21 protein-coding genes are annotated in these 19,981 nt (G+C 60.0%); 12 read left to right on the top strand and 9 right to left on the bottom strand.

All coding sequences use genetic code 11. The annotated features are described in order from the left end of the window. Nucleotides 1–18: 18 nt before the first annotated feature. Entirely contained in the window at nucleotides 19–711 is a 693-nt protein-coding gene (locus WDZ78_RS03665; protein WP_026363397.1) for an SDR family NAD(P)-dependent oxidoreductase, read from the bottom strand. A gap of 10 nt (nucleotides 712–721) precedes the next feature. Continuing rightward, complete coding sequence (locus WDZ78_RS03660; RefSeq protein ID WP_425672349.1) at nucleotides 722–1,924, bottom strand: pyridoxal phosphate-dependent aminotransferase; 1,203 nt, start codon at nucleotides 1,922–1,924, stop codon at nucleotides 722–724. 426 nt (nucleotides 1,925–2,350) lie between these two features. Between WDZ78_RS03660 and WDZ78_RS03655 the strand changes: the two genes are divergently transcribed. From WDZ78_RS03655 to WDZ78_RS03640, 4 genes are read left to right on the top strand one after another with little or no spacing between them, the layout of a single operon-like run. After that, nucleotides 2,351–3,283 carry an ABC transporter permease gene (locus WDZ78_RS03655; protein ID WP_425672348.1) on the top strand — a complete coding sequence of 311 codons (933 nt, stop codon included), beginning with the start codon at nucleotides 2,351–2,353 and terminating at the stop codon, nucleotides 3,281–3,283. Beyond that, the gene (locus WDZ78_RS03650; RefSeq protein WP_425672347.1) at nucleotides 3,280–4,083 is read left to right on the top strand and encodes an ABC transporter permease; all 804 of its coding nucleotides are present in this window, start codon (nucleotides 3,280–3,282) and stop codon (nucleotides 4,081–4,083) included. Before WDZ78_RS03655 ends, WDZ78_RS03650 begins: the two co-directional genes overlap by 4 nt. Before the next feature lie 25 nt (nucleotides 4,084–4,108). Then, entirely contained in the window at nucleotides 4,109–5,185 is a 1,077-nt protein-coding gene (locus tag WDZ78_RS03645; protein WP_425672346.1) for an ABC transporter substrate-binding protein, read from the top strand. A 10-nt stretch (nucleotides 5,186–5,195) separates the two neighbouring features. Continuing rightward, nucleotides 5,196–6,299 (top strand): ABC transporter ATP-binding protein, encoded by a 1,104-nt coding sequence (locus WDZ78_RS03640; RefSeq protein ID WP_425672345.1) that lies wholly within the window; start codon nucleotides 5,196–5,198, stop codon nucleotides 6,297–6,299. Nucleotides 6,300–6,434: 135 nt separating this feature from the next. Here the strand turns inward: WDZ78_RS03640 and WDZ78_RS03635 are convergent, their stop codons facing one another. From WDZ78_RS03635 to WDZ78_RS03610, 6 genes are read right to left on the bottom strand one after another with little or no spacing between them, the layout of a single operon-like run. Beyond that, the gene (locus tag WDZ78_RS03635) at nucleotides 6,435–7,202 is read right to left on the bottom strand and encodes a 5-oxoprolinase subunit PxpA (protein ID WP_425672344.1); all 768 of its coding nucleotides are present in this window, start codon (nucleotides 7,200–7,202) and stop codon (nucleotides 6,435–6,437) included. 26 nt (nucleotides 7,203–7,228) lie between these two features. Then, nucleotides 7,229–8,227 (bottom strand): biotin-dependent carboxyltransferase family protein, encoded by a 999-nt coding sequence (locus WDZ78_RS03630; protein WP_425672343.1) that lies wholly within the window; start codon nucleotides 8,225–8,227, stop codon nucleotides 7,229–7,231. Continuing rightward, complete coding sequence (gene pxpB, locus WDZ78_RS03625) at nucleotides 8,224–8,937, bottom strand: 5-oxoprolinase subunit PxpB (protein WP_425672342.1); 714 nt, start codon at nucleotides 8,935–8,937, stop codon at nucleotides 8,224–8,226. The genes WDZ78_RS03630 and pxpB overlap by 4 nt, the downstream gene beginning before the upstream one ends. Then, a complete protein-coding gene (locus WDZ78_RS03620; RefSeq protein ID WP_425672341.1) occupies nucleotides 8,934–9,374 on the bottom strand; it encodes an acetyl-CoA carboxylase biotin carboxyl carrier protein in 441 nt (146 codons plus the stop codon). Before WDZ78_RS03620 ends, pxpB begins: the two co-directional genes overlap by 4 nt. Next, nucleotides 9,371–10,768 (bottom strand): acetyl-CoA carboxylase biotin carboxylase subunit, encoded by a 1,398-nt coding sequence (gene accC / locus WDZ78_RS03615; RefSeq protein WP_425672340.1) that lies wholly within the window; start codon nucleotides 10,766–10,768, stop codon nucleotides 9,371–9,373. Before accC ends, WDZ78_RS03620 begins: the two co-directional genes overlap by 4 nt. Further along, the gene (locus WDZ78_RS03610) at nucleotides 10,765–11,229 is read right to left on the bottom strand and encodes an acetyl-CoA carboxylase biotin carboxyl carrier protein (RefSeq protein ID WP_026363396.1); all 465 of its coding nucleotides are present in this window, start codon (nucleotides 11,227–11,229) and stop codon (nucleotides 10,765–10,767) included. The genes accC and WDZ78_RS03610 overlap by 4 nt, the downstream gene beginning before the upstream one ends. A 194-nt stretch (nucleotides 11,230–11,423) precedes the next feature. Between WDZ78_RS03610 and WDZ78_RS03605 the strand changes: the two genes are divergently transcribed. Then, complete coding sequence (locus WDZ78_RS03605) at nucleotides 11,424–12,350, top strand: DMT family transporter (protein ID WP_425672339.1); 927 nt, start codon at nucleotides 11,424–11,426, stop codon at nucleotides 12,348–12,350. Here the strand turns inward: WDZ78_RS03605 and WDZ78_RS03600 are convergent. After that, complete coding sequence (locus tag WDZ78_RS03600) at nucleotides 12,331–13,248, bottom strand: DMT family transporter (protein WP_425672338.1); 918 nt, start codon at nucleotides 13,246–13,248, stop codon at nucleotides 12,331–12,333. The genes WDZ78_RS03605 and WDZ78_RS03600 overlap by 20 nt on opposite strands. Before the next feature lie 209 nt (nucleotides 13,249–13,457). Here WDZ78_RS03600 and WDZ78_RS03595 point away from each other — a divergent pair, with 209 nt between their 5' ends. The 7 genes from WDZ78_RS03595 (at nucleotide 13,458) to WDZ78_RS03565 (ending at nucleotide 19,981) form a co-directional block, all read left to right on the top strand. Further along, nucleotides 13,458–14,345, top strand: a complete 888-nt coding sequence (locus WDZ78_RS03595) for a LysR family transcriptional regulator (protein WP_020009169.1) — start codon at nucleotides 13,458–13,460, stop codon at nucleotides 14,343–14,345. A 94-nt stretch (nucleotides 14,346–14,439) separates the two neighbouring features. After that, complete coding sequence (locus WDZ78_RS03590) at nucleotides 14,440–15,393, top strand: tripartite tricarboxylate transporter substrate binding protein (protein WP_020009168.1); 954 nt, start codon at nucleotides 14,440–14,442, stop codon at nucleotides 15,391–15,393. A 97-nt stretch (nucleotides 15,394–15,490) separates the two neighbouring features. After that, nucleotides 15,491–16,159, top strand: a complete 669-nt coding sequence (locus tag WDZ78_RS03585; RefSeq protein ID WP_425672337.1) for a 4-carboxy-4-hydroxy-2-oxoadipate aldolase/oxaloacetate decarboxylase — start codon at nucleotides 15,491–15,493, stop codon at nucleotides 16,157–16,159. Nucleotides 16,160–16,232: 73 nt separating this feature from the next. Continuing rightward, nucleotides 16,233–16,691: a tripartite tricarboxylate transporter TctB family protein gene (locus tag WDZ78_RS03580; RefSeq protein WP_425672336.1), complete on the top strand. Its 459-nt coding sequence runs from the start codon at nucleotides 16,233–16,235 to the stop codon at nucleotides 16,689–16,691. Next, nucleotides 16,688–18,199: a tripartite tricarboxylate transporter permease gene (locus WDZ78_RS03575; RefSeq protein ID WP_425672335.1), complete on the top strand. Its 1,512-nt coding sequence runs from the start codon at nucleotides 16,688–16,690 to the stop codon at nucleotides 18,197–18,199. Before WDZ78_RS03580 ends, WDZ78_RS03575 begins: the two co-directional genes overlap by 4 nt. Nucleotides 18,200–18,242: 43 nt before the next feature. Beyond that, complete coding sequence (denD, locus tag WDZ78_RS03570; RefSeq protein WP_425672333.1) at nucleotides 18,243–19,229, top strand: D-erythronate dehydrogenase; 987 nt, start codon at nucleotides 18,243–18,245, stop codon at nucleotides 19,227–19,229. Further along, entirely contained in the window at nucleotides 19,226–19,981 is a 756-nt protein-coding gene (locus tag WDZ78_RS03565; RefSeq protein ID WP_020009164.1) for an SDR family oxidoreductase, read from the top strand. The genes denD and WDZ78_RS03565 overlap by 4 nt, the downstream gene beginning before the upstream one ends.

The raw sequence follows: 19,981 nt of genomic DNA, 5'->3' as shown, positions 1-19,981 counted from the left end.
TACCGCGCGCAAAAAAGCTTAAAGCATTGATTCTTTGCGGCAATTCACTAGCAGTTCGGCCACTGAAAGATTGTTCGGCAGGCGAAGCAGGGTTTCCACCATTTCGGCGAGATCGTCCGGCTGGGTCATATCCTCGCGGCTGACTTCCGTTTCGCCTGCTGTCATATCGGTTGCGATATAACCGGGGCAGAGGGCGGTGGCGCGCACGCCGCTGTCCCACAACTCCTGGCGGATTCCGTGGGTGAGGGCGACGACGGCGAATTTCGTCATTGCATAACCGACATTGGAGCCAACGCGGCGACCAGCCAGCGAGGCGACGTTGATGACCCTGCCCTGTCCGGACCTGACGAGATGGGGAATGGCGGCGCGCGTTACTCTCAACGGCCCCTTGACGTTGATGCGCCACATCTGGTCGAGGCTTTCTTCGCCCGCATCCATGACCCGGACCTTGGGGTTGATGCCGGCGCAATTTACCAGACCATCGATCCGGCCATATCTTGTTGCGACGGCTTCAACCCAGGCCTCGGCCGAGCCCGTCTCTTCCGCATCGTATCGATCAGCTGAAAGCCGGTCCTTTACCGCAACAGCGGCCGGACTTCGCGCTCCCGCCGCGACGGTGAAACCGGCTTCGTGAAGCCTCTTGGCGATCGCAAGGCCAAGGCCCCGCGATGCGCCGGAAACCATGATGACACGGCCACTTCCTCCCAACATATTGCTCTCCCTATTTCATTCCATTGCAGAATTCGGCGATGCGGGCGCAGCCTTCGGCCAGGTTCTCCATGCTGGTGGCATAAGAGAGCCGGAAGAAGGGGCTCATGCCATAGGCCGCGCCCTGCACGGTCGCAACGTGATGCTCGGCGAGAAGCGCCATGACGAAATCGGTGTCGTTCTCGATCTTCGTGCCGCCCTTCGTCGTCTTGCCGATCAGCGCCCCGATGTTCGGGAAGATGTAAAAGGCGCCTTCCGGCTTGTGGCAGCGGATGCCGTCGATCTCGGCGAGCTTGCCGAGCACGAAGTCGCGGCGCGTCTTGTAGATATCGGCGCGCTCCTTCAGCAGATCCTGCGGACCGTCGAGAACCGCGACGGCGGCAGCCTGCACAATGGTTGCGACACCGCCGCTGTTCTGGGTGTTGACGTTGCTGATGGCCTTGATGAGATCCTTCGGCCCACCGCAGTAACCAAGACGCCAGCCGGTCATGGCATAGGCTTTCGATGCGCCGTTGACGGTCAGAACCCGATCATAGAGCCGCGGTTCGACTTCGGCGATGGTGCAGAATTCGAAGTCGTCATAGATCAGATGCTCATACATGTCGTCGGTCATGATCCAGACATGCGGATGCCGCAGCATGACTTCGGCGATCTCTTTCATTTCCGCTCGCGAGCAGGCGGCGCCGGTGGGGTTGTTGGGGAAGTTGAAAAGCAGCCATTTGGTTTTCGGGGTGATGGCGGCTTCGAGATCTTCGGCCCGCAGGCGGAAACCGTTATTTTCGGGGCAAACCACCGGCACCGGCACGGCGCCCGAAAACTTGACGATATCGGCATAGCTGATCCACGACGGTGCGGGGATGACGACTTCGTCGCCCGGGTCGCAGGTGGCCATGATGGCATTGAAGATGATCTGCTTGCCGCCGCCCGCCACCAGAATCTGGCTCGTATCGTAATCCAGATTGTTATCACGTTTGAACTTCCGTTGGATGGCGGCGCGCAGGGCAGGCGTTCCGTCAGCGGGCGGATATTTCGTATCGCCGGCAAGGGCTGCCGCATGCGCCGCTTCCACCGCGTGGGCAGGGGTCGGGAAATCCGGCTCGCCGGAAGACAGGCTGATAACCTTGATACCCTTCGCCGCGAGGTCGCGGGCTTTCTGGGTCATGGCAAGCGAGGCTGAAACGGTGACGTTGTTAAGGCGTTGGGCAATAGCGGGCATGGATCGTTTCCGATTGTAACGGTGAAGGCAGGCATCTTCGTGGTGCCAGTGCATGACAAAGAGGTTACGGGAAATTTCCGCCGTTTCCCCAATACGACTTCGATGTGAGGTCATACGGGATTTTGATGCATCGCTCTGAGAGGGCGCAGGTCCATACTCGTATGCGATGACCTAAGAGCAATAAACTATTATGCAGCGCGTCGGCTTAGCCCCTAAGCTCCTGACAACAACAAGGGAACGACGCATCGGACAATATTACCCAAAGAGGTAACCGGCGCGAAAATGCAGAAACATGCGACAGGGGCCGGCAAAAGACCGGATACCTCGACAGGGAGCACACCCAGCAAATTCTAGTCATAGGGCCTGGACGATTTCGTTCGGCTCAACGCGATGCCTCGTGCCGTATTCAACGCGACGGGAGTATAGATGTCGGATATTGCGATCATGGAACCACATGCCCCGCCACGCCGTGGAGTTTCCGGCTGGAAAGCCATCGAGCGCCGGCTGTTTTCGCCCGGTATACTCATCCTGCCGCTCCTGATCTTTCTCACGATCTTTTTCTTCTGGCCGGCAATTCGGTTGATGACCTTCAGCGTCATGACGCAGAATTCGCAGGGGTTGATCGGTGCCCCCTTCACGCTTGCCCACTATGCGAGGTTTTTCGAGGTCGATCTTTACCAGAAAGTGCTCTGGGCGACCATCCGCATCAGCCTGATCACTTCGGTTCTCGCGGCCATACTCGCCTATCCGGTCGCGACCGTACTGGTGCGCGGCAATATCGCCACGACACGTATCATCACCTTGATCGTGATCGCACCATTGGCCGTCAGCGTCGTGGTCCGTGCCTATGGCTGGCAACTGATCCTCGGCAACGGCCCGACAGGGCTATTAAATTACGTCCTGATGAATCTCGGGATCATAGAGAGCCCGCTGACGCTGCTGTTTTCGGATGCCGCCGTCATCATCGGTTCTCTCCACATCTTCTTCCCGATGATGGTGCTGCCGCTGTCGTCCGCTCTTGGCAAGATCGATCCCAATCTTCAGCAGGCCGCCCGCACACTCGGAGCGCCCGCCTGGAAGGTGTTCCTGCGGATCACCTTCCCGCTCAGCCTTCCCGGTTTGGTGGCGGGCTTCACGCTGGTCTTCTCTCTGGCCTCGGCATCCTACGTCATTCCCGCTCTGATCGGCGGTCCCGGCTCGCAGATGCTAGGCAACATGGTCGAACAGCAGGTTCTCGCGGTCTATGACTGGCCGTTCGGCGCCACCATCGCCACCATCCTCGTTTTCATCGTCATTCTGATCAACGCCGTCTCGATGCGGCTGCTCGGCGGGCGTCGTATCAAGGCAAGCGCGTCATGAACAACAAGCTGACCGGCACTTCCGCCATCGTCCTTTACGCGATCACCGCCGCCATGATGGTCTTCATCCTGGCTCCTATCATCCTCGTTGTCGCCATCTCGTTTTCCGACAGTTATTTCGTCACCTTCCCGCCGCAGGGTTTCACCTTCCGCTGGTATGCGGCGGTAATGCAGAACGAGGAATTCACCGCTGGTCTCACCTTCAGTGCGGCGCTGGCGGTGGCGACCACCATCCTTTCACTGGCGCTCGGCGTTCCGGCTGCCTTCGCGCTCTCCCGCGGAAAGTTCATCGGCCGCTCGTTGATGAAGGGGCTGCTGCTTTCGCCGCTGATCTTCCCCGTGCTGGTGACCGGCCTTGCGCTGCTGCAGCTCTTCTCCGGCTTCGGCTGGATGGATACCAAGCTGAAGCTTCTGATCGCCCACACCGTCGTGACGTCGCCCTATGTGATCCGCACGGTGCTGACCAGCCTCCAGCTCGTCAATGTCAGCCTCGAGGAGGCGGCGCGCACGCTTGGCGCCACCCGCTGGAAAACCTTCACGCGGGTGATCTTTCCGCAGATCGCGCCCGGCGTCGCCTCCGGCTCGATCTTCTGCTTCATGGTTTCTTTCGACAATTATCCCGTTTCGATGTGGCTGGCGGATTCCGCGAACCTGCCCGTGCCCATCGTTCTCTATCGCCAGATCGGCACGGTCTTCGATCCTTCGGTCGCGACCATGTCCACCATCATCATCGCTCTGGCGGTTACCGTCGTGCTCGTCCTCGACAGGCTGGTGGGTCTGCGCCGGGCAATGGCTATGTAAATCAACAACAAGAGGGGTACCGGAAATGACAGACAAGTCCATCATCATGAAACGGCGCAGTTTTCTGACAGTCACCGCAGGCGCGCTCGCCACACCCTATTTCTACACCGCGGCTTCCGCGCAGGACCGCACCATGTATGTCGGCGTCTATAATTCGGCGCAGGGCGGGCTGATCAAGAAGGAAGTGATCCCGGCTTTCGAGAAGGAATATAAATGCCGGGTATTGACCACCGAAGGCGCAACGCTTGCCAACATTGCGACGCTGCGCGCCACCCGCGAAAATCCGCAATATAGCGTGATGTCGATGGATGACGTCGGCGTTCCCCAGGCCAAGGAGGAAGGCCTGATCGAGCAATTGCCGGCCGACGAAATCCCCAACCTCAAGAACGTCTATTCCCGCTATCTTTTCGAAGACAATTTCGGTGTTGGTTTTGCAATTTCGATCGCCGGCCTGTTCTACAATCCGACGACGGGCAAGCCGTTCGAAAGCTACGAACAGATGTTCGACAAGAAATATGCCCGCCGCATGCTTTTGAATACGCCGAAGAACACCCAGAGCGTTCTGATGCTGATGGTGGCGGCCGCACTTGCGACCGGCAAGCCACTGAAGGAAGCGCAATATGATACGGATGCCGGCTGGGCGAAACTTGCCGATCTGAAGCCGAATGTCCTGTCCATCTATGATGCGGAAGCCCAGACGATGATGGTCGCGCAGGGCCAGGCGGATTTCGGCGGCATCGAATATTCCAAGGCCGTTTATCCGCACACCAAAAAGGGCGTGCCGCTGGACATGACCTTCCCGAAGGAAGGCGCATTCACCGGCATCAACTCCATCGCGCTCGTCAAGGGCGGGCCGCACCGGGATCTTGCGCTTGCCTATATCAACCGCATCCTCGATCCGGGCGTGCAGAAGATGCTGTCGGAAGCGACGCTCAGCGCCCCCTCGGTCAAGGGCATCGAGTTCAGTGAAGAGACGGCGAAGTTCCTTGCCTATCCGGAAGCGAAGATGGAATCTCTCAACCTCTTCACGCCGGACTGGAAATACATCATTCCGCGCCGCGCTCAGTGGCTCGAAAAATACAACCAGACCTTTAACGGCTGAGGGAACGCAGATGAAATCCGTAGAAGTTCGCCTGGAAAGACTGACCAAGCACTACAGCGGTCAGGTCGTTGCCGTCGATGATGTTTCGCTTACCGTCAAAGCAGGGGAAATCCTGGCGCTTCTCGGTCCGAGCGGATGCGGGAAAACGACGTGCCTTCGCATGATTGCTGGGCTCGTCGATCCCACCTCGGGTGAAATCGTGGTCGGCGGCAAGCCGACCACGCGCACCCCGGTTCATCGCCGCAATGTCGGTATGCTCTTCCAGAACTACGCCCTCTTTCCCCATATGACCGTTGCCGAAAATGTGGCTTTCGGCCTCGAGATGCGGGGCGTTTCCAAGGCGGATCGGCAAGGACGCGTGAAGCAGGCGCTCGATCTCGTTCAGCTGCACGCCTTCGGCGACCGGCTGCCGGCGCAGCTTTCCGGCGGCCAGCAGCAGCGCGTGGCGCTGGCGCGTGCGCTGGTGATCGAACCTTCGATGCTACTTCTGGACGAGCCGCTTGGCGCACTTGACAAGGGCCTGAGGGAAAGCATGCAGGTTGAAATCCGCAGCCTGCAGCAGCGGCTTGGCCTCACCACCATCATGGTGACGCATGACCAGGATGAGGCCCTGACCATGGCGGACCAGATCGCCGTGATGCGGGACGGTAATCTCGAGCAGATCGCACCGGCAGGCGAAATCTACCAGAAGCCGCTGACGCGCTTCGTCGCCGGTTTCATCGGCGCCTCGAACTTCTTCGAGGCGAATGTCAAGGAACGCAACGGCCGCGCCGCGCGGCTTGTGACCGGATCCGGCGTGCAGCTCGATGTCGATGACATGGGGGCGGTCCAGGGCGACAAGGTCGTCGTGACGGTTCGCCCGGAGGCGATCTCCGTCTCGCCGCTTGCTTCCGACGCGGGTGAAAACGCCGCCAATTCCACGACGGCACGGGTGGAGCAGGTCGTCTATCGCGGCTTCATGCTCCACTATTATCTGCGGCTTGATAATGGCGAGCCGATGATCGCCTACCGGCAGACCCAGACGGAAGGGTTCACCAATGCCGTCAGCGCTGCTGGCGACCGGGTGAGGCTGAGCTGGACGAACGACAGCAATCACGTGATCCAGCTGAATTGATGCTTCGTCGGCCGGATCGGTTCACCAGTCCAGCCGACGAACAATACCTGAAAATGTAACGGCACCGTGCTCCAGAAATGATGCACGGTGTCGTAATTGTTTGATTGTCAATGATAAGGGGAAAGCGGGCCGCCCTCAGACGACTACTTCGCGGGCCGGAACGACGCTGCCGCCGCAGGCTTCCACTTCGCTGCGCACCGTGCGTGCAAGCTCCAGCGAGCCGGGCGTATCGCTGTGGACGAGGATCGATCTGGCTCGAACGGGGATGATTTCACCTTCGATCGTCGTGACCGTGCCTTTTTCCAGAAACTGGCGCACCCGCGCGCGCACTTTTCCCTCTTCCTTGATGACGGAATTTGGCAGCTTGCGCGGCACAAGTTGACCTTTCACATCATAGGCCCGGTCGGCGAGAAAGAGGTTGAGCACTTTCAGCCCGCAATCCAGCGCGGCCTTTTCGATCAGCATGTCCGGCATCGAAAACACGATGAGATTGGGATCGACCGCTTTGATCTTTTTCATGATCCGTTCGGCAAGGGCCGCGTCGCGGTTGATCATGTTGCCCATGGCGGCATGGAAGCTGATATGGGAGAGCGCGACATCCTGCGCCCTGGCAATCGCCGAAAGCGCGCCGAGCTGGTAGAGAACCTGCTGTTCCATTTCTTCCGCATCGACGGGAATTTCGCGGCGGCCGAAGCCGAGACGGTCGGCAAGGCCCGGATGTGCGCCGATGCCGACGCCGTTCTGCTTGGCGAGACGCACCATGCGCGCCATCATTTCCGGATCGCCCGCATGGAATCCGCAGGCGATATTTGCCGAAGAGACGACTTCCATAAGTTTCTCGTCGTCGCAGACCTTATAGACGCCGAAACCTTCGCCCATATCGGAATTAACATCGATTTTCATGGTTCCCTCTCCCTTGTTTTTCAGGATCATCGTTTTGTGAACGTGCCGAGTGCGGCGGTGACCAGCGGCAGGGTCTTGCGGATATCTGCGAAATAGGCGTCGATCGCCTGTTCGACTTCCAGCGCCTCACGCACCGTCGCCTGCACGAAGCGGATGCGGCTGCCGATGCGCGCCTGTCCGAGCCGCCACAGATCGCTGTCGATAATGCCAGCCATCTTGGGATAACCGCCGGCCGTATTGGCGTCGCTCATCTGGATGATTGGCTCGCCGCTTGGCGGTACCTGGACCACGCCGGGAATGACGCCGTAAGAACGCAGCTCCACCGGGGCGGAAAGTGTCATCGGCGTGCCGGCAAGCCGGTAGCCGGTGCGGTCGCTCTGCGAGGTGATTTTCCAGGCTTCCGACCAGAAACGTTCAGCACCTTCGCCGAAAAGATCGTGTTCGGCCGCTGGAATGGCGCGCAGCAGCAATTCGCCATTGTCGGACACCGGAAACATATCAGGCATCGCATCGGCAAGCGGCATGACGCCAAGGCCGTTTGCGGGCAGCGGCGCGGTCTCGGATGGCAGAAGCGCAAGCCTGTCGCCGGTGGCGAGATGTCGTCCTTCGTGGCCACCAAAGGAGCCGCGAAGCGAAGTGCTGCGCGATCCCATCACCACGGGAACATCGATGCCGCCCTGAAGGCAGAGATAGGTACGCGCATTCTTCAGCGGCGTCGAAAGCTCGAGAACCTGGCCCTTCTCAGCCCGAATGCACCAGTAAGGCGGCAGATCCGCTCCATCGAGCCGTGCCGCGCAATCCGCACCGGTGACAGCAAAGGTCAGGGCCTCTTCGAACTCGATCCGGAAAGGGAAGGTCTGGATTTCAATCGTAGCGGCATCTTCGCCGTTACCGATGAGAATATTGCCGACCCTGAGCGCTATGGGGTCCATCGCGCCCGTGGCGGTGATGCCGATATTGCGGTAACCCGCGCGGCCGAGATCCTGGACGGTGTTCAGTGGTCCGCAGGCAAGAATATGGATCATAGTTCGATCCTTTCAGGAAGGAAGCGAACCCGGTCGCCGGGCGCAAGCACCGCCGGCTGCTCGGCAGTGGCGTCGAACATGGTGATTTCGGTAAAACCCAGCGAATTCCAGCCGTTCGGCCCGGTCAGGACCGAGATGCCGGATTGCATGCCGCCGATGGTCACCATGCCTTTCAGCATGCGCAGCGACGGGACTTTCTTGCGTGGCATGAAAATACGCGGATCGAGACCGCCGAGATAACCGAAGCCCGGCGCGCTGCCGACGGCGAAAACCGTATAGGTGCGCTCGAAGTGCAGGCGCACGACTTCCTTGTCCGCTAGGCCTGAATAATCGCAGATCGCGGCAAGGTCGATGGCGTGCTCACCGCCATAGGTGGTCGGCACCTCGATGGTCTTGCCCAGAAGATCGAGTTCGGTGGTGCGTTGCCAGATGTCAAGAAGCTCGTCCTGCAAACGCCCGGCATCTTCAGGCGTGCCGCGCAGCACGATCAGGAGGTTGGTCATGCCGGGTATGAGTTCGAGCACGTCGGGGCGGTCCTTCAGCGCGCGCGTCAGCGCCCAGATGCGCCGCTGCGCGGGCAAATCCAGCTCGCCGGGTGCTTCGATCAGAAACGTCTTGTTGCCGATCATCGAGATTTTCGGCAGGCCCAGATGGGCGGGGGAAAGGTGGGGCGTTTTCAGCGAGGTATTGCTCATCGACGTCACCATCACGCTTCGGTCTTGAGAAGGGGAGAGCCATATCCGACAAGCGCGCCGGCCTCTGCCGCCACTTCGGTGACGGTGCCGGCCTTGTCGGCGATCACCGGAACGATCACGGGTCCGATTGTCACGAATACGACGATTTCGCCCTTCGCTACCGATTTTCCTGTCTGGATCGGACGGTCGGGGCGTTGCGGATGGGCGGGCGTGAAGATGCCGGCAATCGGCGCGCGGGCAAGGATGTCCCCCGTCTTTGCCGGCGCCCTGGCCGTCTCAGCGGGCCGCGGCGTGACAGGAGCCTGGGCCCCTGCCATGGCGACGATCTTCAGTGACCCATCCGGCGTCTCTATTTCGATGGCGGATACGTTGTTGCGCTCAAGGTGAGCGGCAAGATCGGCAATGATGCCGGGCTCGCTATAGCGGGATATCGAAACAGACTGTCGCTTCATTTTGAACTCCGCGCTGCAAGCCAATGTTCGAGGTAATGGATATCCGTGCCGCCTTCAGAGAAGGCCGGGTCTTCCAATATTTCCCGATGCAGCGGCAGGTTGGTGGAGACGCCTTCGATGCGCATTTCGCCAAGCGCGCGCCGCATGCGCATGATCGCCTGCTCGCGCGTCGGCGCATGGACAATGAGCTTGGCGATCAGGGAATCGTAATGCGCCGAAACGCGATAACCCGCCGTCACATGCGTATCGACCCTCACACCGGGCCCACCCGGCAGGTGAAGTGCCGTGACCAGGCCGGGGCAGGGAACGAAGTTGTACGGGGCCTCGGCATTGATGCGGCACTCGATCGAATGTCCCTCGCAGACAATGTCTTCCTGCGAGATTTCAAGCGGATGACCGAGAGCGACGAGAAGCTGCTGGCGCACCAGATCCACCCCCGAGGTCATTTCCGTCACCGGATGTTCGACCTGCAGGCGGGTATTCATCTCGATGAAGTAAAATTCGCCGTTTTCATAGAGAAATTCGAATGTGCCGACGCCGCGATAACCGATCTGGCGGCAGGCCTCGACGCAGCGATTGCCGACAAAGGCGGCAACATCAGGCGGGATGCCGATGGCCGGGCCTTCCTCGACGACCTTCTGGTGTCGCCGCTGCATGGAGCAGTCGCGCAGGCCAACCCAGACGCCGCCGCCCTGTCCATCGCAGAGAACCTGAATTTCGACATGGCGCGGATGTTCGAGAAATTTTTCGATATAGAGTTCCGGCGTTCCGAATGCGCGGCTCGCCTCTTCGCGCGTGACGAGGACGGCGTCCTGAAGGGTGGAGGCGTCGCGAACGACGCGCATGCCGCGCCCGCCGCCGCCGCCGGCTGCCTTGACGATGACGGGATAGCCGATCTCAGTGGCGATTTTCGAAACCAGCGCCATGTCATCCGGCAGGGCGGAATCGGGGCCGGGAACGCAGGGCACGCCGGCCTCCATCATCGCCCGCTTGGCCGCGATCTTGTCACCCATGGTGCGGATGGCGTCGGCGCGCGGGCCGATGAAAACTGCACCCGCTTCCTCCACCGCTTGCGAAAAGGATGCCCTTTCGGACAGAAAACCATAACCGGGATGAACTGCACCGGCGCCCGTCAGTTTCATGGCAAGCAGGATAGCAGGCACGTTGAGATAGCTCTGGCCGGGAGAGGCCGGGCCGATGCAGATGGCGGTATCGGCCGCTTTCAGATAGTCGGCGTCCTTGTCAGCTTCCGAATAGACCATGATGGTTTTCAGGCCGAGTTCACGGCAGGCGCGCTGCACGCGGAGTGCGATCTCGCCGCGATTGGCGATGAGGACGCTGTCGAATGCTCTTTGATCGGCCGTTCCAGCCTTTGGCAGGGAAGCATCCATCATGCAAACTCCAGCACCGGCTGTCCAAGCTCGACGTCTTCACCGTCATTGACCAGAAACCTTGCGATCTTGCCGCTGCGCTCCGCCCTGACGGTACTGAAGACTTTCATGGCTTCGATGATGAAGAGTTCCTGTCCTTCCGCGACCTCATCGCCGGCTTCGGCGAAAGGCGGCGTGCCGGGGCTTGGGGCGCGATGGAAAAGACCGAATGAGGGTGCCGTTACGATGCAGGATGGTCCCGCAGCCGCTGCGGCGGATGCCGGGGCCTGTTCTTCGGCGCGGGGTGTCTCAGGTGCCGCTTCCGTCACCGGAAAAGCCTTGGGCTGCGGCGATGGCGATTGCGGTGAAACGGCGCTGTTTTCGCGAATGATCCGGACCGTGGTTCCCTCCTGGCTCACGGTCAATTCGGACACTCGCGAAGAGCCGACAAACTCGATCAGTTTCTTGATCTTTTCCAGATCCATATTGGTTTCCAACGTCTTTTTTGTCCCCACGGCGGCGGGTAAGCGGAGCGGAATCCGCACCCTGTCCATCAGCAACAGCTACCATGGAGGCGGGATTGATGGGGTCAGACGAAGTTTCTATGGACGTTGCTTTGCGGTTTGATATCCGGCCGCCGCGTGGTGAAACGGTTCGAAGACGTCCGAAGGAACGAACCATGGATTCCCGCAAAGGCATTCTCCTCAAAATCTCTGCAGCGCTCGCTCTTGTGCTGATGGGCGCGTGTATCAGCGGTCTCAGGGGCGAAATACCCATCGGGCAGGTCGTGTTCTTCAGATCGGCGGTGGCCATGCTGCCGCTCTGTCTGTGGATGGCCGTTCAGGGCGGATTTCGAGAACAGGTCGCCACCAGTCACATTGGCGGGCATCTGGTGAGAAGTTTTTCCGGCACCGGCGGCATGGTCTTCAGCTATCTGGCGCTTTCTTACATTCCGCTCGCCGATGCGACGGCCATCAGCTATGCCACGCCGCTCTTCACCGTCATTCTGGCGGTCTTTCTTTTGAAGGAGGTCGTCAGGATTTATCGCTGGACGGCGGTGGTCTTCGGTCTGTGCGGCATCGTGCTTATCCTGTCGCCGCATTTTTCCTTCGATGTTGCCGATATTACTTCGGACACTGGCGTTGCCATGCTCGGCGGTCTTTTTGGTCTGGCCGCCGCTTTTTTCTCGGCCATATCGATGATCCAGATCCGGCATTTGACACAGACGGAAAATACCGGCGCGATCATCTTCTATTTCACTCTCCTCACAACGGTGATCGGTTTTGCCAGCATCGGCATGGGCTGGACAATGCCGAACGCCTGGCAATGGACCCTGCTGATCGGCACCGGTCTCATTGGTGGGATCGCGCAGATACTGGTGACGCTGAGCCTGCGTTATGCCGAGGCTTCACTGCTGGCGCCGTTCGACTATACGACGATGATCTGGGCGCTGTTGATCGGTTACACCTTCATGGATCAGGTTCCGGCCCTGACAACCATTCTCGGAGCCTCGATCGTGGTTGCCGCCGGCTTGTTCACCTTGTGGCGGGAAAGGCGGATGCACAAAAAGCGCGTCACGGAACAGCTTACGCTGTCGGCTCCCTGACGGCCTGCTTCATCAGCCGGTTTTCGCGCCACATGGCAAAAAGCCCGGCGGCGATGACCGTCAAAGCGCCAATGATGGTCGCACCTGTCGGCACTTCGGCCATGAACAGATAACCGAGGGCGATCGCCCAGATCATCGTGGTGTAATCGAACGGCGCCAGCAGCGAGGCCTGGGCATGGCGCAGGCTGAGAGTCATGGTGATCTGGCCGATGCCGCCGGCAAGACCGCCGCCGGCGAGCAGCAGGAACTGGTTGAAATCCGGCATCTTCCATCCAAATCCAAGCGTCGCGAAGCCGGCGACGACACCCGTCAATGTATAGATGAGTACGATGCGCGACGGCTTTTCGATACTGTTCAGGTGGCGGACGGCAATGGAGGAAAAGGCGGCGCAAAGCGCGCCGGTCAGCGCCAGCGCCGTTCCGATCATCGCTATGCTGTCGATCCGGGCAGAGCCCGGCGCGGCGTCAAACATCAGGTTCGGCGAGAGCGTAATGAAGACGCCGATGAAGCCCGTCAGCACGGCGGACCAGCGATATATCCGCACTTTTTCGCGCAAAAGCAGCGCGGCCAGCATGATGGTGAAAAGCGGTGTCGTGTAGCTCAGCACCGTGACATTCACCAGCGGCAGATAGGCGAGCGCCAGAAAACCGAAGAACATGCCGCCCAATCCAGCCGAGCTGCCCGCAAGCAGGCGGCCGATATTTTTCGCGGCCGGCACGGTTATTCGCTCGGAGGAGGCGATGAACCAGAGACAGAGGGGAATGAGGGCAAAAAATCCCCGGCAGAAGACGACTTCGCCGACCGGAATCGCCCCCTCCAAACCCTTCACGCAGGCGGACATGACTGTGAATGCCAGCATGGCCGCCAGCTTGAGCAAAATACCGGTCTTAGGATCCATCCCGCTCCCCATCGCAGCAAAGACCGTGTCATGGGGAAGAGGCGGAGAAAAGCCATGGTCGCTGGCCATAAGAATCTTGTCTTACCCCATCATGCGCAGTTGGGTCCTTTGAAAACCGGTGGAACCACTTGACGGTGCTTTTGCTCTAGGCCCCGGCGGCGATTTGGTGTCATGATCGCATCTCGAACCGGTGGGAGGTTTAAGCCGACATGTTGGATTTGCGCAGGCTGCGATATCTGGTCGCGATTGCTGATTGCGGCTCCATGTCGGCGGCGGCGCGGCAATTGGGGATCGCCCAGCCGGCGCTCAGTCACCATATTACGGAACTGGAACGGCTGGTGGGTTTTCCTGTGCTGCACAGGCTGGCGCGCGGCGTGAAGGCGACGGAGAAGGGTGAAATACTCCTTATCCATGCCCGGGAGATTACCGAGAAGGTCCGGCAGGCGGAGGCGGAAATCCGGGCCATGGCCTATCTGGATGAACGGGTGATCCGGCTGAGCCTTATTCCGTCCTGGGCCACGGCTTTTGCGCCGAACATCATCAGTGAGGTTGCCGCTTCTATGCCCAAGGTTTCGCTGCGGCTGATAGAGGCGCGCAATGACGAATCTCTGCGCCTCATTCGTCTCGGCAAGGTGGATATGGCTGTCGCGCTGGTCGGCGCGGAAGACAAGGCCGATGATCTTATCATCAAGGAGAGCCTTTTTGCGGTGTCTTCCCGACCCATCGGCCAATCAATGCCGCTCGAGGCTGTGGCGGGGCTCAACCTGATCCTGCCGCCGAAGGACAACCCGCTGCGCGTATCGATCGATGAGGCCGCCGCCCGCGCCGGCATCACGCTGAACGTGACCATGGAAATCGACGGGCAGGATACGATCAAACGCGCCGTCAGCGCCGGTATTGGCGCGACGATCCTGTCGTGGAATTCGGTGCAGCAGGAGCAGGAGGCCGGTCAGCTTCAGGCCGCTCATATTATCGCTCCCGTCATTTATCGCTCCATCCATCTGCTGAGGAACAGGGAGGTGGACGAGCGGACGTTCAGGCTGTTCCGAGACCTGTTGCGGGCCGTCGCAAGGCGCGAGTCAGCATTCAACCCATAAACGATTTGTATGGGTAAGTTGAAAACTCGGTATTTGTATTGTTGATGGCTTCTTCCTAGCCTCCCCGGTGAAAGTATATCGGGGAGGAAAAGATATGCGTTTGAAGACATCTCTGTTCGGCATGCTGGCGGCTGCGGGAGTTCTGGCTGCCGGATGGGCGGCGGCGGAATATCCGGAGCGGCCGGTGACGCTCGTCATTGGTTATCCGGCCGGCGGCGGCACCGATATACAGTCGCGGGCGCTGGTGCCCTATCTCGAAAAATACCTCGGCACATCCGTCGTGGTGGAAAACCGCGAAGGTGCTGGCGGGCTGATCGGCGCGACCTATATCGCCAATGCGAAACCTGACGGATACACGATCGGGGCGTTGAATTTCCCGTCCATGTACTCGCCGATCGTGCAGGGCAATGCCAGCTACAAGCAGGACGCCTTCACGCCGCTTGCCAACCAGATCGGCGGCGATCTGGCGCTGACGGTCAACAAGGTATCGCCGATCAAGACAGCCAAGGAATTCGTTGAAGCGGCCAAGGCGAACCCGGTCGTCGTTGGCGTGACGGGTATCGGCCATCCAAGCCAGATCACCGCCCTGCTGTTCGAAGAAGCGGCGGGCGTGAAGCTCAATTTTGTCCCCTTCAATGGTGGCGGACCGGCGCGGCTCGCCATGCTCGGCAACCACGTCACACTCGGTTTCATGAACTTGAACGAGGTTTTTGCCGACAATCGTTCGGGCGCGCTTCGTGTTCTGGCGACATCAGGTACTGAGCGTTCGCCGCTTTCGCCAGATGTGCCGACCTTCAAGGAAGCCGGCTATAACGTTCAGTTCAGCCTGCTTGCGGGTTTTGGCGCACCGAAGGGCCTGCCGGCGGATGTCGAGACCAAGCTGGTCGATGCATTCCAGAAGGCGCTTAAGGACCCGGATTATCTTGCCGAGGCCAAAAAGCGCGAACTGACCATGCTGCCGCTGACACAGGCGGAATTTGCCGAGGCGCTCAAGAAGGGCAACGCCAATCTGGCCGAGCTCTGGAAAAGCAAGCCCTGGACGAAATAAGCGGCGGTCAACGACCGCATCTCTCACCACTAACCAAAATGACGCTTGGGCCCGCGCGTGGCCCGTGCATGACCCACTGTTGAAAGGAATCCGGCCAATGGCCCATGTCATCCGCAATTTCCAGCGCCCTTCCAGAGCTGATATCGAGGCGATCAGCAAATTCAGCCCCGCCACCATTCACGAGGCGCAGGGCAAGCTCGGCGCGCTCGATTATCGCATCAAGCCGATCAAGCCCGGCCTGAAAATCTGCGGCCCGGCAATCACGGCAAAATGCCATATCGGCGATAATCTGATGATTTTCGAAGCCATTAATCTGGCAAAGCCCGGCGACGTGCTGGTCATCGATGGCGGTGACAATCCCAACCAGGGCGGCTTTGGCGATGTGCTGGCCGCCGCCTGCATCGGCAAGGGCATTGTCGGCTTCGTGGTCAGCGCCGCCGTGCGGGACGGCAAGGGGCTGCGCGAAATCGGTTTTCCGGTTTTCTCGCTCGGGCTTTGCATGAAGGGCACGTCCAAGGACACACTCGGCACCATTAACCACCCGGTCGTGGTGGGTGGTGAACTGATCAGCCCTGGCGATATCGTTTGCGGTGATGACGACGGCGTCGTCGTCGTTCGTGAAAAGGACATCGCAAAGCTCGTCAAATCGTGCCGGGAGCGCGACGACCACGAGAACCACATGATGGAACTGCACCGCCAGGGCAAGATGGATATCGAGGATCGTTACGACATGATGCGTTCGAAGGGATGCGTCTGGGCGGATTGACCCAACTGGCTGACGTTTGAATACGCCGTGTCGCAAGGCATGGCGTATTCCTCAATGAGGGGAGGAGAAAATCATGGCCGAACATAAGACCGGCTCGAAACTGACGGCGAATATTCTGTCCGGAGCCTTTTTTCTGGTCGTCGCCGCCGGGCTCTATTACGGCGCACGGCCGTTGAGCATGGGCACCAATTTCCAGCCCGGACCCGGCTATATGCCGATGGTCATCGCGGCATTGATGTTCGCGCTCGGCATTGCGCTGATTTTGCAGGATCTGCTGGGCAAGACCCGATCCGAGGTGTGGGAGGCACCGAAACTTCGTCCTTTCCTGGCTGTCGCCGGAATTGTCGGCTTTGCGCTGCTCATCGAGCCATTAGGCTTCGTTGCGGCCGCCTTCGTGCTGATCGTGCTCGCCTGCATCGCTTACGGAAGAATTCGCCCGGTTGAGGTCCTTCTGCTTTCTGCGGTGCTCATCATTGCCTGCATCCTCATTTTTGTTGTGGGCCTCGGACAGAGGATTGCCCTGCTGCCATGACCGATCTTCTTGCCAATATCGCCCTCGGTTTCGGTGTTGCTGTCACGCCGGTCAACCTTTTCTATTGCCTGCTGGGCGTCACGCTCGGCACGATGATCGGCATCCTGCCGGGCATAGGTCCTTCGGCCACCGTCGCGCTGCTTTTGCCCATCACCTACACGATGCCGGACACGGCAGCGCTGATCATGCTCGCGGGCATTTTCTACGGCGCGCAATATGGCGGCTCGACCACGGCGATCCTCGTCAATCTGCCGGGCGAATCCTCCTCCGTCGTCACCTGCATCGATGGATACGCCATGGCCCGGCAGGGCAGGGCGGGTGTGGCGCTCGCCACGGCGGCGCTCGGGTCGTTTTTTGCCGGCACGGTGGCGACCGTACTGATAGTCGTCGTCGCAAAGCCGCTTTCCGCGGTCGCGCTCGCCTTTGGACCTGCCGATTATTTCAGTCTGGTGATCTTCGGGCTTCTGTTTGCCGTGTTCCTGTCGAGCGGTTCGCCGGTCAAGGCGGTCGGCATGGTCGCCTTTGGTATTGCGCTGAGCCTCGTCGGCATCGATCCGACATCGGGTGAACAGCGTTTCACCTTCGGCATGGCGGAACTGTTCGACGGCATCGATTTTGTCGTGCTGGCCATCGGTCTTCTCGGCGTCAGTGAAATCCTTTTCAACCTGCAGCAGGGTGTGGAGCGCGATGCAGGAGCGGCAAAGACCGGATCGCTGATGCCGACCCGGCAGGATTTCAAACAGGCCTTCCCCGCCGTGCTGCGTGGCACGGCGCTTGGCTCCTTCCTCGGCGTACTGCCCGGCGGCGGTGCGATCATGAGTTCTTTCGCCAGCTATGCGCTGGAGCGCAAGATCGCCAAGGATCCATCCCGGTTTGGCAAGGGCGCAATCGAAGGGCTGGCGGGGCCGGAAAGCGCCAATAATGCCGGTGCGCAGACCTCCTTCATCCCGCTTCTGACACTCGGCATTCCCGCCAACGGCCTGATGGCGCTGATGGTCGGCGCAATGATGATCCAGGGTATCACCCCGGGACCGGAAGTCATGCAGTCGCGGCCCGATCTCTTCTGGGGGCTGATCGCCAGCATGTGGGTGGGAAATCTGCTGCTTCTGGTCCTGAACCTGCCGCTGATCGGCATCTGGGTTCGGCTTCTCGGCATTCCCTACCGCTTCTTGTGCCCCGCCATTCTGATGTTCTGCGCCATCGGGGCCTATGGGCTTTCCTACAGCGTTGCAGACGTTCTGTTCTGCGCGGTCTTCGGCATCGTCGGTTTCTTTCTGCGCAAGATCGGCTGCGAGCCGGCGCCTCTGGTTTTGGGCTTCGTTCTCGGTCCGCTTCTGGAGCAGAACATGCGCCTCGGGTTGCTCATTTCGCAGGGCAGTTTCTCAACATTCGTCACCCATCCGATCAGCGCCACGCTGCTCGCGCTGTCCGGCATGGTCGTCATCATGATGGCGATGCCGGCGATCATGCGTCGCCGCGAGGTGGTGTTTCAGGGTGATGACGACTGACAATCAATCGAGCCGGTCTCGCCGGCCAAGCAAAGGTGAAACAATGCATATTCTGATAATCGGTGCGGCCGGAATGATCGGCCGCAAATTGACGCAACGCCTCGCCTCCGACGGAACGCTGGGCGATGCAAAGATTACCGAAATGACGCTGACGGATGTTTTCGAACCGGCCGCGCCGAAAGGCTTCGGCGGTGCACTGACCATCGAGCGAAGTGATCTGTCGAATGCCGGCGTGGCCGAAAAGCTGATCGCAAAACGACCGGATGTGATCTTCAACCTCGCTGCCGTGGTTTCGGGCGAGGCGGAAGCGGATTTCGAGAAAGGTTATCGCATCAATCTCGATGGCGGGCGCTCGTTGTTCGAAGCCATTCGTCTGGAGCACCAGAAGGACGGATATCGGCCGCGCATGGTCTTCTGCTCATCGCTTGCCGTGTTCGGTTCGCCATTCCCCAAGGTGATCGGCGACGAGTTCCTGATGGCGCCGTTGACGAGCTATGGCACGCAGAAGGCGATCGTGGAGCTGTTGCTTTCGGACTATAGTCGCCGCGGTTTCTTTGATGGCGTCAGCATCCGTCTGCCCACCATCTGCATCCGCCCCGGCAAACCGAATGCGGCCGCTTCCGGTTTCTTCTCCAATATCCTGCGCGAACCGCTGGTGGGTCAGGAAGCGGTGCTGCCCGTTGCCGATACCGTCCGCCACTGGTTCGCCAGCCCGCGCTCGGCCGTCGCCTTCCTGCTGCGCGCCGCAACCGTCGATCTCGCCGGGCTCGGTGTTCGCCGCAATCTCATCATGCCGGGGCTTTCAGCCACGGTGGCCGATGAAATCGAGGCCCTGCGCGCCTTTGCCGGGGAAAAGGCTGTAGCGCTTATCAAACGCGTTCCCGACGAGCGGATCATCCAAATCGTCGACGGTTGGGCCGAGGATTACGATCCGCAACTGGCGCTGTCGCTCGGCTTCAGGGCGGAAACCTCCTTTGCCGAAATCATTCAGGCGCATGTGGAAGATGAACTGGAGGGGAAAGCAGCATGAGTGATGCAAAGATCGCGCTCGTTACGGGTGGAGGAACAGGGGTCGGCAAGGCGATTGCCAAAGCGCTTCTGGAAGATGGTTACAAGGTCGCGATAACGGGCCGGCGGCGGGAGGTTCTCGACACCACCGCCGCCGAATGGAGCGAACATAAAGACCGTGTTCTGGCCGTCGCGGCTGATATTTCCGTTCCGGCCGATGTCGAGCGACTGTTTGCAAAAATCATCGGACGTTTTAGTCGCCTCGATCTTCTGGTCAATAATGCCGGCATGTCCGCACCGGCGGTGCATATCGAAGATGTGCCGTTCGAAACCTGGAATGCCGTGGTCGGGGCTAACCTCACAGGGGCCTTTCTGTGCACCCAGGCGGCGTTTCGCCAGATGAAGACGCAGTCGCCGAAGGGTGGCCGCATCATCAACAATGGCTCGATTTCCGCCACCACGCCGCGGCCGCGGTCTGCGCCATATACCGCGACCAAACATGCGATCACCGGACTTACGAAATCGGCCGCGCTGGATGGCCGGCCGTTCAACATTGCCTGCGGACAGATCGATATCGGCAATGCCAGCACCGAAATGACGCGGGCGATGGCAACCGGTGTGCTGCAGGCCGATGGCAGCACCGCCATCGAACCGACCATCGATGCCGGCATCGTTGCCAAGGCCGTGGTGCATATGGCCTCGCTGCCGCTCGAGGCGAATGTACTGACCATGACGGTGATGGCGAGCGACATGCCTTTCGTCGGTCGCGGGTAA

This window comes from Agrobacterium sp. M50-1, from assembly GCF_049843495.1.
In the GTDB taxonomy this organism is placed as follows: Bacteria; Pseudomonadota; Alphaproteobacteria; order Rhizobiales; family Rhizobiaceae; genus Agrobacterium; species Agrobacterium radiobacter.
Note: the sequence above shows the minus strand (reverse complement) of the source record. Positions and strands in the feature narration are given on the sequence as shown.